14 protein-coding genes are annotated in these 14,092 nt (G+C 32.8%); 6 read left to right on the forward strand and 8 right to left on the reverse strand.

Annotated elements, in window-relative coordinates; translation table 11 throughout:
- Both BKE30_RS13400 and BKE30_RS13405 read left to right on the forward strand, forming a co-directional pair.
- Nucleotides 1-191: SLATT domain-containing protein (locus tag BKE30_RS13400; protein ID WP_143253742.1), on the forward strand; the 191-nt coding region annotated here is incomplete at its 5' end.
- A 1-nt stretch (nucleotide 192) separates the two neighbouring features.
- Nucleotides 193-1,263: a toll/interleukin-1 receptor domain-containing protein gene (locus BKE30_RS13405; protein WP_076879090.1), complete on the forward strand. Its 1,071-nt coding sequence runs from the start codon at nucleotides 193-195 to the stop codon at nucleotides 1,261-1,263.
- Between the two features lie 114 nt (nucleotides 1,264-1,377).
- Here the strand turns inward: BKE30_RS13405 and BKE30_RS13410 are convergent, their stop codons facing one another.
- The 8 genes from BKE30_RS13410 to BKE30_RS13450 form a co-directional block, all read right to left on the reverse strand.
- Nucleotides 1,378-1,989 (reverse strand): recombinase family protein, encoded by a 612-nt coding sequence (locus BKE30_RS13410; RefSeq protein ID WP_076879091.1) that lies wholly within the window; start codon nucleotides 1,987-1,989, stop codon nucleotides 1,378-1,380.
- 192 nt (nucleotides 1,990-2,181) lie between these two features.
- Entirely contained in the window at nucleotides 2,182-3,858 is a 1,677-nt protein-coding gene (locus tag BKE30_RS13415; RefSeq protein ID WP_076879092.1) for an AlwI family type II restriction endonuclease, read from the reverse strand.
- A 47-nt stretch (nucleotides 3,859-3,905) separates the two neighbouring features.
- Nucleotides 3,906-5,825, reverse strand: coding sequence for a Dam family site-specific DNA-(adenine-N6)-methyltransferase (locus tag BKE30_RS13420; protein ID WP_076879093.1), 1,920 nt, complete (start codon nucleotides 5,823-5,825; stop codon nucleotides 3,906-3,908).
- Nucleotides 5,818-6,069: a helix-turn-helix domain-containing protein gene (locus BKE30_RS13425; protein ID WP_076879094.1), complete on the reverse strand. Its 252-nt coding sequence runs from the start codon at nucleotides 6,067-6,069 to the stop codon at nucleotides 5,818-5,820. The genes BKE30_RS13420 and BKE30_RS13425 overlap by 8 nt, the downstream gene beginning before the upstream one ends.
- A gap of 87 nt (nucleotides 6,070-6,156) precedes the next feature.
- Entirely contained in the window at nucleotides 6,157-6,609 is a 453-nt protein-coding gene (locus tag BKE30_RS13430) for a DUF7226 domain-containing protein (protein WP_076879095.1), read from the reverse strand.
- Between the two features lie 112 nt (nucleotides 6,610-6,721).
- Nucleotides 6,722-8,464 (reverse strand): type IV secretory system conjugative DNA transfer family protein, encoded by a 1,743-nt coding sequence (locus BKE30_RS13435; RefSeq protein ID WP_083698585.1) that lies wholly within the window; start codon nucleotides 8,462-8,464, stop codon nucleotides 6,722-6,724.
- Between the two features lie 227 nt (nucleotides 8,465-8,691).
- A complete protein-coding gene (locus tag BKE30_RS13445) occupies nucleotides 8,692-9,585 on the reverse strand; it encodes a phage integrase N-terminal domain-containing protein (protein ID WP_076879097.1) in 894 nt (297 codons plus the stop codon).
- Nucleotides 9,586-9,661: 76 nt separating this feature from the next.
- The gene (locus tag BKE30_RS13450) at nucleotides 9,662-9,961 is read right to left on the reverse strand and encodes a hypothetical protein (RefSeq protein WP_076879098.1); all 300 of its coding nucleotides are present in this window, start codon (nucleotides 9,959-9,961) and stop codon (nucleotides 9,662-9,664) included.
- Between the two features lie 1,115 nt (nucleotides 9,962-11,076).
- Here BKE30_RS13450 and repM point away from each other — a divergent pair.
- The 4 genes from repM to BKE30_RS13475 all read left to right on the forward strand — a co-directional run.
- Nucleotides 11,077-11,970 carry a replication initiation protein RepM gene (repM, locus tag BKE30_RS13460; protein ID WP_076879099.1) on the forward strand — a complete coding sequence of 298 codons (894 nt, stop codon included), beginning with the start codon at nucleotides 11,077-11,079 and terminating at the stop codon, nucleotides 11,968-11,970.
- A 63-nt stretch (nucleotides 11,971-12,033) separates the two neighbouring features.
- The gene (locus BKE30_RS13465; protein WP_076879100.1) at nucleotides 12,034-12,591 is read left to right on the forward strand and encodes a plasmid replication DNA-binding protein; all 558 of its coding nucleotides are present in this window, start codon (nucleotides 12,034-12,036) and stop codon (nucleotides 12,589-12,591) included.
- A gap of 310 nt (nucleotides 12,592-12,901) precedes the next feature.
- Nucleotides 12,902-13,405 carry a TIR domain-containing protein gene (locus tag BKE30_RS13470; RefSeq protein ID WP_070070059.1) on the forward strand — a complete coding sequence of 168 codons (504 nt, stop codon included), beginning with the start codon at nucleotides 12,902-12,904 and terminating at the stop codon, nucleotides 13,403-13,405.
- Nucleotides 13,402-14,092, forward strand: a 691-nt coding sequence (locus BKE30_RS13475) for a DUF4231 domain-containing protein (RefSeq protein WP_143253743.1), incomplete at its 3' end; no start/stop codon positions are given. The genes BKE30_RS13470 and BKE30_RS13475, both read left to right, overlap by 4 nt.

The following is a 14,092-nucleotide window of genomic DNA, read 5'->3' on the forward strand; positions in this document are numbered from 1 at the left end:
CTTGGTTGGTTACTAAAAAACATAGAGAGTTATCCGCTAGCTATAGACTCACTGCATTTGAGATTTCTAAAATTAAGGAGAAATTTTTAAATATTTCAGATGATAAAGAATTTGAGATATTTGTAGCAGATAGTGAAAATGCATTTTCTCGAGAGCATACGCAATGGTTAGCTAGACAGGATAGTCTATAATATGTCCATCCCAACAGATCAAAACTTAAATAAGGTTTTTATTAGCTATGCTAGTGAAGATTACAACAGTGCAAAAAAAATTTACGACTTCCTGAATTGTACAAACTATGAACCATGGCTAGATAAAGAAAAGTTATTACCAGGACAGAATTGGGATTTAGAAATAAAGGAAAATCTTTCGGCCGCTGACTTTATTATTATTTTAGTTTCGACTACTTCATTAAGAAAAAGAGGATATATTCAAAAAGAATATAAACTTGCAAGAAGCTTAATGGAATATAAGTTAAATAATGATATTTATATTGTTCCCATTGCTTTAGAAGATAACCTTAAAGATATAAATTTCAAGCATATACAACATATTTTTATTGATGATGTGTACTTTGAGAAAAAAATTCTTGATAGCCTAAATTTACAACGTAGAAAATATTTTCAAGAAAACCATAAAATTAATTCAATAAATGATACTTATATTAATCAAGAAAATAGATATAAATTTAACATAAACGATTTCAAAATTGATTTCCTCTGTGAATTTCCTGAATTTATTGATAATCATTTTTTTGATGCGAATGAAATAAATAACGTAATTCAAGGAAAAATTATAGAAGAGATATTTGAGTATAGAAATTTCGTTTTAGAAGATCCTGAATACTTTGAATCAGATGTGATGAGAAGTTCAAGTTTTGATTTGCAAATTATTGGAAATATAGTTTTCATATCAAATAACATTATAAGCATATGTATTTCAATAAACTCTTACTTTGGTGGAGTGCACCCTAATACTTATATAAAATCCATTAATTTCCAAATTCCACCCTTAAGAACATTGAAATTTAATAATCTATTTAAAGATTATCGAAGTTGGGACGAAACGTTAATTTTATTAAAAAAATATACTACTTTTGAAGGTTTGACAGAATATTTTCAGTATATAAATGAGGAAAATATTATTTTTTCCATTACAGAAGATTTTTTAATAATAGAATTAGCAAATTTCGTACCTAGAGTAATTTTAGCTGAAGCTAGAATTGAAATTCCCATCAAGGAAATAGATTTACAAGTTAAATAATAAATGTAGATCTTTTCTACAGTTTTTTTATTTAACATAAAATCTCTTATACGAACTTCTTTTGTTAGAAACCATTTAAAGTGTCTATATTCTCACCAATAAAAATGTCCGCTTTTAGATAACTTTAGCAATTCGATAGACAGTTGCAACTCCACAATTCACTGCTTTGGCAATTTCTTCCTTAGTCATATTGCCAGCTGCTAGCAATTCTTTTATTCGTTTGTGCTTAGCCTCATTGGCTTTCTTACCTGTTGGCTTGTAACCCGAACGTGCCAGGCCCTGCTTAATACGTTCTATACGTTTCTCATTGTCTAGGCGAGCCATTGTTGCCAGGAGATCAATCAACATATTGTTGATGAGTTCCAGGATTGAATGAGTAATGCTGTCACTGGTTTGAATCATTTGGTAGGTAGTAGGAAGATCCGCTACGACTAAACGAAGTCCCTTCTCCTGGATCCTGCGCTTCAGCTCTTGAAAATCTCGTTGGGTTAGGCGTGATAAGCGGTCAATACTTTCAACTAACAAGGTGTCACCTTGATTTGCTTCTGACAGTAGCTTATTCAATTCAGGTCGGTCTAACTTCGTACCACTATAGTTTTCCACGTACACAATGGTTTCACCCAAATTCAAGTTTTGGTTTAGATCCTGAAGAATCTGCAAAGCCCTTTCTGCATCTTGATCTTTAGTTGAAGCTCGTAGATAAATACGTGTATTCATTTCTATCATTTAATCTTAATTCTATTAGATTAATGATAACAATATCATTTAATTATTGCATTAAGTCTAATGATAGATATTGTATGCGATTTGGCTCGCTATCATTCAGCTATACTCTTTTGATAAAAAAAGCATGACTAAAAGCCATGCCTTGGGAATTCGTATAACGTGTATTATGTTAATTTTAGGAAAGCTAACCAATTAGATAGGTCTAGCAAATTTATTAGTAATCTCATTTTTCCATTGTGGAGCCGTTAATGTCTCTCGCAATTTTAAACTTTCATCCATCATTTTCTTTAAGTCAAAAATACCTGTTTCCACTTGATTTTTCTTTCTTAATGATTCCAAATATTTTTTAAAACTTTCTAAAGTTAATGGCAGAATTTTCACATCCATAAGTTCTTCTTGATGATACCAAGCACCATGCCTGAATGTTTCTGCTGTATTAGTGTCAATAGTAAGTGCAAGGAACAAACCATAGACATCTTTATCAGGCGTATTCACCGTTTCTACCGCAATATGTCGTCTTACAGGTTCACCTTCAGCTGCTTCCTGTCTAGAGTTTGATGTTAATGTAACTTCTCCAAGAATTTTAAAATTTTCATACTCAAAGATCACATCAGCCCCACCACCAGGAGCATTATGGATAGGTTTAAAATCCTGATCGACTTTAAATCGGCGGCATTGTTGAGGCTCAATGATTAAATGATTTAAAGCTAAAAACGCTCTCCACAAAACCCATTCAAAATATGCTGGTCTTTCTCCGGACGGAATAGAAATCTCTTTATCAGCAATCTCAATTGAGATTGGTTTAGGTGAAATTAGTAAATCCATATAAGCAAGAATTTCATCCCATTCATTCTTTTGATTTTCAGCAAATTTTTTCTCATTATTTTCAAAAAGTAACTCTTCTAGATGATATCTATAATTTTTGATTTCACCTATTGGAGCTTGTGCTATAGAACTATTTTTTTCAAATAAAATTCTATTTCTATTTAATGTCTCTTCTAATTGCTCGACCAATAATATGTTTGTTTCTTTATGATCTGTTGGTAAAGGGGCACCTTTCTGAATTTTTAAATCTGATTGACTTATATCAAAGGTTCCATACATTGCTATTAGCTTATCAATGACTATTTTTTTATCATCAATAAAACAGATACCCTTACCAGAGGCAGTAAATAAACCTGTAGATTTTAAATACCTTAAATTAGTATCAGCATAGTCTTTGATACTAGGAGCTTTAATTTTTGCTTTAGAAGATTTTGACTCATATAGTTCTCTATCAAATTTCTTTTTTGATAGAGATGCTTGTCTATTACTTCTGATAGTAAGGATTTCATTAACAGATTGATTTATATCTAAATAACTAAATGTTAATTGGATAACTGCTGCCATTTCTTGAAAGGAGATTCTACTACTTCCTGTCCTAATCTCTAGCTCTTTCATGATATGCAAGGTCAACATCAGGGGTGAAAAGAAACCACCTGGATTGTCTGAATTCTCAGCCTTATAAGAATATAAAATTAATGATCTTAAATAGCATTCTTGATCAGATTGTAAAGTTTGACTATTGAGAAGATTCCTACCATTTTCAGTTAAAATATAAATTTGATTAAATTGTTCTATAAATCCCAATTTTTCTAACGCCGAACGCCATTTTCTACCAACACTATATGTTGTATCACTAAAACCAGAGGTATCTTCTGCTTCAAAACTAGAACTAATAATTCCACCTTCAACCAATGCTTTGCAGAATACTAATTCTTTCTCCTTTGTCCCTCTAATATCCCCATTAGTTAAAGCAAAAACTTTTAGCCCATCAATCAGTCTGAAAGGGCTACGAACTGTTGTATTTCCAAGAAGCCACGTGCTCATAATTATAAAAAAAAGGAATAAAAATAAGATTTTATTCCTTTTTTCCTTTAGTAAGCTACAAATAAATACTCTTGAACTGTATTACGATTGTCCCCAACCTTAGTTGCTTGATTACCAAATGAATATTTATAATCTATTGGTATCACATCTACGTTTTCCTTATATTTACGCAACATAACTAACATTTCATCCATGTTTGGAAGGCTATTAGATGAATACGATATAAGAAGAATATTTTCCTTATACTTCTCAAATAGCTTATCAAAAGCAACATAGACATCTTTTCGAGATGAAAAAGGTGTTGGATACGATTTAAATTTCTTTGTCTTAGTATGCTCTTGAATTTCAATTTCTTTCCAATCCAGAGATAGCCCTTCTACAAAATGGTACCTTCTAACATATTCATTATCCGAGCATGTCGAATAATAAGGAGGATCCATATAAATCAAACAATTATCAGGTAATTCAACGTCTAAAGCATTTTTTCGGTATGAAATATTTGATTGATGATTATCAAAAATAGACTGATTAATTGCTTCTACAGCATTCAAAAACTGTTCTTCTAATGTCAAAACCAAGTCTTTTCTTCCATCATCATAACGATGACCGGTATATGTGAAAATTCCACGAGGTCTCTTCTTCATACACGCGCGAATCAATGCACTTCTAGCAATCGCTTGTTCATATTCATTATCAAGCTTCGGAATGTTAGATCGAATAATATCAATCAACAGATTCTCATCATCAGAAAAATATAAATCCTTAAATTTTTTCTGGACGAAATCATCTATCGGATACTTTTCTACTAACAATGATTTGGCTTTTTCATTATTTAAAATCACATGATTATTCTCTACCATCGCTTTTGTGAAAGTGTGCGACATATTCATATAATCATTTGTTATTACTTGCTTACCCAAGGTTTTAAACAAATAGCTGACTATTCCTGAGCCTGAGAATAAATCTACTAATATTGGTGAATTAAACTGTTCAACGACACCCAAAATATAAGGTAGCAATTTTTGCTTAGAACCCATATATCTTGTTGAAGGATATAACTTTATTTTCTCAGGTAATGTTGCAATTTTTTCCAAATTTAAACTAAATTTCTCATTTTTTTGAGTATTTGAGATAATTACATCTTCACCTTTTCGTGTTTTCGAATCACATGAAATATGTCTTTTTGTCTGGATAACTTCATACTTAAATCCATGATAAAGATTTTCAACTATAGAATGATTAGAGTTAGTCAAAAAAACATGACTTCCCTTATCGCTTAAAGCTTTATATGCTTTAGCTAAGTTTTCATGATCTTCTAAATAAAATTGTTCTTTAGTATATCTTTTAAAATCTGAATATTCTGAAATAGGTACATAAGGAGGATCTAAAAAAATCAAATCGTTTGGACCAGCAAAATTTTCTAAAACGTCCAAATAATCAGAACAAACAATTTGTGCCTTGGATAATAAAATAGAAGCTGCTCTTAAATTATCCTCATCTAAAATCTTAGGATTTTTGTATTTTCCAAAAGGAACATTAAATTGTCCTTTTTTATTCACTCTATAGAGACCATTAAAACAAGTTTTATTTAAATAAATTGTTCGAGCAGCAGCTTCCACAGAAGATAAATTCTCCCAGTCTTGAGAACGAACCTCATAAAACATTTCTTCGGTATTTTCGAATTTTTTTAACTCAACAATTACAGCATCAACATCATCTGCAACTGTACGATATAAGTTAATTAGTTCAGGATTACTATCAGCAATTACAGCATTCTCAGGCTGTAATGCAAAAAAGACTGCTCCTCCCCCAAAGAAAGGCTCAATATACTTTCCATAAGCATCTGGAAATCTAGGTAAAATTGAGTCCAACATTTGTGTTTTACCACCAGCCCATTTAAGAATCGGCTTACATTTAATTTTTTGTGGTACTGCATCACTCAAGTTTACTAAAAGAGGTTTATTCACTTACTATTTCCCCCTCATTAGTACCACAATTATATTCTTTTACTTTTTCAAAAATTCCATAAAAATCTATACCTTGATCTTTCATTGAAGAAGTTAAAGAAATGATAATGGCTATATGTGAAGGGACAAAACCAACTTTATGATAGTTAGTTATAGAGTTGGGATTCATCCCCAATAGTTCAGCAAATTCTTTAATGGTAAGACCTGCTTTACCAATTAATCGCTGGAATTCTGAATAAGGCATATTAAAAATCTAAAAATATTTTAGATTATTTTAACACATAAAAAAATGTGTTTAACACATTTTTTTATGTGTTTTATACTCAATTCATTACTGAACAGGTAACCCGAGGTAACGAATATAATTCATAAATGTACTAAATCTACGTGATGCTGTAGATTCCTCACCTGGATAGATAGATATAAAATATGCTCTTAAATCTTCAATATTAATCTGACCACTTGTTCTGAAATGGCTTATAACTGTAGAAAAGACTGGTAAGCTTGCAATTAAATTTTGGGCTAATAAAGCTCTATTATTCAGAGAATAATTACTAAATAATTGACCTGTAGGCGTTAAACTTGCATTGTTTGCGAAGTTAATGATTAACCCTAGCTTCTCAGCAGCCAAGCGATAATAACGGCCTTGTCTTGAACCTGAGTTTAAACCCAAGTAATTTTCTATATCTTCATCACTAGTAGAACCTAATGCAACTGCATCAACTACTTGAAATACTTTATTAATATCATCTGCTTGTAAAAAATCTGATGTTTCTAAAGACACTTTTTATCCCTCATAATTAAGAGATTGTTATTTAACATATTTTTTAATTATTTAACATAAAAATTCTTATACGAAATTCAATTGTTAGTACCCACCAGATAACAAAAAACGGCTATATAGCCGTTTTTTTGTAGTTCAAATAGTCACTCGGACTAGCCTTTTTAATGCGTACAGGAGTATCAAAAAACTCCCAATACTTTGGCATTTCCAAAGTCCCAAACGTACCATTATACGTTACTACAGCCGTATGTTCAGGCAATTTGATCAGTGCATCAGGCTCGATAATATATTCAAGCCTTGTCGTTTCTGAATAGCTAGATGATACACTTTGAGTCTTCGTTTCATTACTGCTCACACCTTGGCCAATATTCTCAGAATAGCTGTAATAGGTTGTTTCAGTTTTCCCAATTAGCTTACTAAATTCTTCAGCCGTCGAAATATCACCAATCTTAAAAACCACCTTATAATTGCTCGAACCTAAGAATAACTTATCCGCATTGGCTCCATATAAGCGATTTAAGCCCTCTAATGATTGAAAATATAGGAAAGTAGGCATATTTGCAGAACGTATCGTATTGAGCAAATCAGTGAATTTGGGGATAGGCGCACAATTAATAATTTCATCAAGTGCGAGGAATACTGCCCCACGGTTTTGATTCGCTTGTAAAATACGCATTATATGGGCCACAGTTGCACCAAAGAGCGTGCTAGTTGAACTCTTATATTGCTGATCAAATTGCAAAAAAACCGCCTGCTTTGGCTTCATGAGAACATCTTTTAAATAAAAGCCCTCGGCATTATCTGAGATTGATTTTCTAATCCTTTCATCATCAAGAAAATCAAATGCTTTTGAAGCTGCTGTCATGATCGATGCAAGTAAATTATCACTCTTTGCTGTACGTGTAATGTCTTTAGCAATACTTGAAACTGTTTCATTGCCCGACTGTCGCAATGTCTTTAACAGTTCTGTGTTATCGTCCATTGAATTAATAAAACGCTGGGCATTGGGTAAGGATGCTTGAGATCCCAATTCAATGAGGACTGCTTTTAGCAGCCTTCTTGCATTGTCATTAAAGACTTTTGCATCTGCTGAATCTGTATCAGGAACAATGATATTTAAGACTTCATTAAATTCCGCTGAATCATACAACTCTGAAAATAAATTATAGTGATCTGCATTGATATCAGTTGGATTGAAGACCCAATCTTTATAGCCAAATTGCTCAAAAATATTGTTGTATTTCAAGATAGCCCAAATTTCCGGCTTGATATCAGTTGCAACAAAGCTTTGCCCTGACCTCATCCAGTCAATAATTTGTGCCACAAGATAAGTAGTTTTACCCGAACCAGGTGCCCCCAAAATAATTCCTCGATCTTCGTTAGTAACCCTTATTGCTTCCCAAACAGGTTCCTTAAGTTGACCATTTAAAACATAAGAAATTAAAGGGGTTCCAACATCTTGTGTGAATTCAACTGCATCTAAAAGCGTTCCAAGCCCCTCAGCAGATTCCTTTTTTTCAATACTTTTTCGCTTCTGATCAATATTTTTTTGATCAATAAATTGAGAGCCAAAGTACATCGCTAAAAAAAACAATATGGCTGCAGATAAAGAAAGAATGATGAAATGCAAATTGGAAAGATCGAAATATGCTTTCAAACAATATGCAAAACCAGTAAAGACAATGAAAAATGGGATTAATGATAACTTAGCAGCCATTTTTTTTATGTCATCTAACTCATTTTGTTTTATTTTTCCAAAGGTTTCAGAAACTATAAAGTTCGTCACAACATATGTCACAGCAAAAAGAGCAACTGCGACAAGGGGTAGCAAAAGCAATAAAATTTTGAATGTCATTTATGTTCCTGTCGACCTTCGCAAACATCCAAAAATTGTGGCTCAGCAACAGGGCTTTTAAGCCAAGAACAGCGAACAGTATAGTAATAAGATGATTCTAGACTCTTGAATTTAATTAAATTTTGAGTAGATTTTAGCTCCGCTTTATCATTCCAAATCAATAATTTGCAATTAATACAACGACCACACAACGGCAATTTTGATCTTATTTCTGATGCAACACCCATCTAATTTTTACTCCATGAACCCAAGTACACGGACGTAATATTGATACGGCTATGTCCCAATTCTTCACTAATTAACATACGGATTTCTTTATCTTTTACTTTCTCGTCAGCAGACAAGGAACGAGAACCGCCTACAGCAGGGCAATCGAAGCCCATTAGTTCACGGTATCTGGTCTGAGCGTAGCCATGTCTTAAACCATGCGTTTGTCCCACACCTAGAGCATGAGTTATCGCTTCAAAATTGGCTTTATGGGATTTATAGCTTTTTTCTTTTGGAATCATGGAACCGCCATTTTTCACTGCTTGGGCGTAGGCATTTTTGAGTTCTTGACGTTGTTTTTCGTTGGTTATTGGAATCGTTCGAGGTCTTCCACCTTTCGTCCAACTGTCTTTTAAACGGATATATTTAGCATTTTCAATTTTTTGACCATCCAGAGCATACTCTGGTTGGAATTTCATGCTTTCTTCTCTTCTCAGTCCGAAAGCATCTTGTAAACGTAAGCTTTGCGCTATGTTTGGATCAGTTTTAGTCAAATCTAAATCTTTTAAAGAGATAGATTTATTTTCGTTGGTCACATAAACACGATTTTCTATTTTATAAGTTGAATTATCTTTTACAGCACCACTATTGCCGACTTTTTCAGCCCACCACCTTACAGCAACCATCCGATTTTTTATTGTTCCAGAGCTAACGCCATCTTTTCGCCAGAGATCAAGCAACTTATTGACGTGCCGACCTTTTAAATCACTGGGCTTCATTGTCTTGACGTTATAACCGAGCTTTCCCAGTTGTTCGGCAAACATTTTCAGCATTGCTTTTCGGTTGGCTTGTGTAGCATGTGAACCTTCTCTGAACTTATTACAGAGCTGATTAAATTGATATTCCAATGTCATAGATTCACCAAAATAAGATGCCTTTTTGACGAGTACAGCACCTTCATACAGGAGGTGCTACGCAGTCAAAAAGGCATCAATCTGAATTTTCAGTTAAACCCCACGCTTGTTGTTCAGCATTTAAAACATTAAGCATTTCGTCTTGAAGTGCTTTAAAGTCTAATTCTCGAAGCGTAGCGCAAGCACCTTGAAAACTAAAATAATTCAGGCCCCCAGTGCCATTTTCCATTAACTTAATATCTTTAATATTCTTAGCAGGAATATTAAAAGTTACAGAATCCAGCAAGAAATTGAGGTCGTAATGCGTTTCCTGTTCGCCAGTTTCTTTATTGATATGAATAACAGGGAAAATTTTTAAATCAGTTAATGTAGCCATTTTTAGAGATCCGTTTTAACAGGTAAGTGTTAAGAGCCATTTAAAAAAATATGTTTAATAAATGTTTATCAGAATCAGACTATAAAGAGTAAGAAACGATAAAAAAGCTCAAGAAATAGTTTTAAAAAATCGAAATTTTTTAAAACTCAATTTTTGAATACTTATAAATAGAAACCAAGGCTGCATATAAAGATGAGTTAGGTTTTAAGTATTTGATCTCCGGTAAATATTTAAGATTTAAGCTGAAAAATATTAAAAAGGTCAGCAGGGAAAATGTATGAAAGACATGAAAAGTCTGTTTAATATATCAGCAATTTTTATTTCATCACGCATCCATAATTGAATATTTTGTGTTTAATTGTAACTATAGTAAGCATTTCCCTAGTCGTCACTACTTATAGGTAGTGACGACTGAGAAGCTTGGCCACTGTTTACGTGTATCAAAAAGGGGAGTCGCCACCCGTTCGGGATGCCTCGGCTACTGACGGAAAAGTTTAGATGGGAGCTGGTAATCAGAGGGAGTACGTTTTGAGATTTAGATCTTTCCTGGTCGCTCACACTCCGTTCGCTTTGTGCTTTTTTTTGCTATTAAGAGGAATGATTAGAGCGAGTGTCTACGAGCGAACTCAGAAAATTTGCTTATTCCTTTCCCTGATTACAAGCTCCCCTACAAGTCAAGAACTCAGAATCAGAGCATCCCGAATGGGTGCGAACTTTCTCAGTTTGCCTTCTAAACCGAGCGTAGCGAGTAAAAAAGCTTATGCGCGAAGCGAATTCCGAGTTGCTTTTGCTTTTTTCAAAGTCACGAGAACATTAACTAAAAATTGCCCCGCGAATCGAGCGAAAGCGAGATTCAATAGAGTTTGAGCGAAGCGAAAACATAGGGCAATTTTTTAATTTGCTCTTTTTAATTATATTTTAAATCTTTTAAATCTTTTCAGTCCTTTGTATGCCTTATACAGTAAGGGTCTCAGAGTTTAACTATGACGGATTGACTACTAACTATGACGGATTGACTACTAACTATGACGGATTGACTACTTAACTATGACGGATTGACTACTAACTATGACAAGTATATATTTGTCATATATTAAAAAATTAATGGTTTTGTTTTGAATAAAAATCACGTTGTAAAATCAAATCAAGTAATAGAAGCATCGTATCAATTAAGTGCCGTAGAACAACGAATTGTCTTAGCTGCCATTTCACGTATTCCAAAAAACCAGCCTATTACAGATGATGAGCTATATCCTGTTAGTATCAGTGAGTTAAAGCAATTAGGTGTACATGAAAAAACAGCATACAGAGATTTAAAGGAAGGTATTAATAGGCTCTATGAAAGATCTATTAACCTCAGTATTGATGATAAATCTATAAAAATGCGATGGGTACAAGAAATCCAATTTCTAGATAGTCAAAGTGTCATTGGTATTCGTTTTTCAAAACCAATTCTGCCTTTTATCTCTAATTTAAGTAGAGAATTCACCAAATATGCTCTATCAGACATCGCTGGGATCAATAGTGGGTACGGTATTCGCATTTACGAGCTACTTGTTCAATATCGACAAATAGGTAAACGTGAAATTTCAGTTGAGAATTTACGGACAATGTTAGAGCTCGGTAAAAAGTACCCTTTATTCGCAGATTTCAAGAAACGAGTAATTGATACTGCTATAGACCAAATAAACGAATACAGCCCTTTAAATGTCACTTATGAACAGAAAAAAACTGGTCGTAAAGTTACCAGTCTTATTTTTTCATTTAAAGAAAAAGCTAAGAGTATCAGTCATCAGAATACAGATATACCTAAAGAATTTTATAAACTAACAGATGCTCAAATTAATATGTTTGGAAATCAACTTTCTCGTTTACATGAATTATCGCATCTAGCAAAGCAAGGTGAAAGCTATGAGGATTTAGCTGTAACAATTAAAGATAGGTTGAAAGATCCAAAACAACAAAAACAGTTTTTACCTCACCTAAAAAACTTAGGCTTTAAACCTTGAGTGTATTGGAGAATACACTTATTGTATTCTCCAATACGTATCGTGAATACACAGTAATACAATATGAAAACAAGTACAAAATACAGTGTTAGTGATGCTGCAACACTGTATAAAAAATCTAGAGCAACGATCTATAAAGATATAAAAAACGGGGTATTAAGTCGTGATCATGATGGTTCTATCGATTTTTCAGAATTACTTCGTGTCTATGGTGAGCCTTTTAGCGTAAAACACTTAAAACGTAGTGATACGTCTCAAACACAAAACACAAATACGCCTGAATACAGTGATAATACAGTTGTAGAACTCAAGAATCAGATCGATTTTTTAAAGAAACAATTAGAAAAAGCAGAAGATAGAGAAACCAAAGCAAATGCTCGTATCGATACGCTGCTTACACTCATTGAAATGAAGCCCCCACAAACCAATATGACTAAGTTTACCGATCAGAAGTCTAACCAGGATATAGCAACGGATCTTCAACCAGAACCTGATCCGAAAGATGACGGATTGACTACTGATGACCAAAAAGAAAACAAGCGCATTCCAGTGCCGGATCATGTAGAACCGGAGCCACCGAAAAGGGGGTTCCTGAGCCGTTTTTTCTTGCCGAATGGATAAGCTCATTGTTCACTGATACTAATCAAAACCGTGGAACATTGTTCAAATAGTAAGCGTGGAACGTGATAAATCATTAAAAAAGCCCATTCGAGGGTGAATGGGCTTTTCAATAGTATATAAGAAATTGATTTTTAAAGGAATAAAATTTGCATTTCGTATAAGTTGTATTATGTTAATTTTAGATATTCTTAACTTATGAAAGAAACCTCCATTTAAGTGAATTTATTTAAATTTTTCCATAAGATATATCAAATTGAAGATTTGTAATGCATCTGATATAAATAACATTTTGAAATACCTGGTCTTTTATATGGGCTTACCAAGAGCATTTGTAGGTTTTAGTAGTAGTGATATTCGTTCTTATCATTTAATGAAAGCATGGAAAGCTAATACTCGATTCGACTTCAACTTCTCAGATTGCCAGTTGCATACTGCAATTAATTCCACTAATGAAGCTTATATAAAAAGATTATGCCGAGAAAGAATAAATATGGCAGGAACTTTTATATCTTTGATTGGACAAGATACTAGATTTAAGAAAACATTTGTAGAGTGGGAGATTGAAGTAGCTCTAGAAAAAAATTGTAGAATTATTGCTGTCAATCTTGATCGAAATCATCATGATGGAAGACGTATTAATAATTTTTTGACTCCTGAGCCTTTAAAAAATGTAGGTGCTGTCTTTATTCCATTCTCGCCAGATATCCTTGCTTTCGCCTTGGAAGATCATACGAAAAAACCTAATGATAATTATCACTATTTATCTCATGTCTATGAACGATTAGGTTATAAAAAAATTTTAGGTCTTGAATGATGAATAAAGTTCTTAAATTTCCCACATTGTTTTATCAGGCTGATAATTTATCAGACTCTTCTCAGAAAAATTATCTATTAAATATTAAATTAACTTTTATTTTGAGCTTAGTAAGTGCTGTATTAGGATTTTTTGGATTAACGAGCTCTAATTTTGCCTTTACTAGTGCAGCTTTAATATTTTTTTCAATACTTGCTACCATTTACTTAGTACTATCTAAAAAAGACCAAACTTGGTATAGATCTAGGGCACTCGCAGAGTCAGTGAAATCTATATCTTTTAAATATGCTACTGGTGCTGAACCATTTTCTTTACAACTAGAAGCTAAAGTTGTGGATGACAATATTATAGATAAATTAAATGCTTTATTAAAAGAACACCAACAATTATCTGAAGATTTTTGTCATATTGGATCAGATATAAATTATATAACTAGTGAAATGAAAACTATTCGAAATCAAAATTTTGAGGAAAGAAAAGATTTTTATCTTAAACATAGGATTCAAGATCAACTAGATTTTTATAATGTAAATGCAGAAAAGAATCGAAAAAAATCAAAAATCTGGTTTTCTGTAATGATTATATTTCAAATTTTAGCAATGTTATTTGCAATCCTAAGAGCTAAATATCCAGAAATAAATATTTGGCCTGCAGATGTATTTTTATTAGCTAGTTCATTTGTATTTA

Origin of the sequence: Alkanindiges hydrocarboniclasticus (assembly GCF_001982605.1) — a bacterium.
In the GTDB taxonomy this organism is placed as follows: domain Bacteria; phylum Pseudomonadota; class Gammaproteobacteria; order Pseudomonadales; family Moraxellaceae; genus Alkanindiges; species Alkanindiges hydrocarboniclasticus.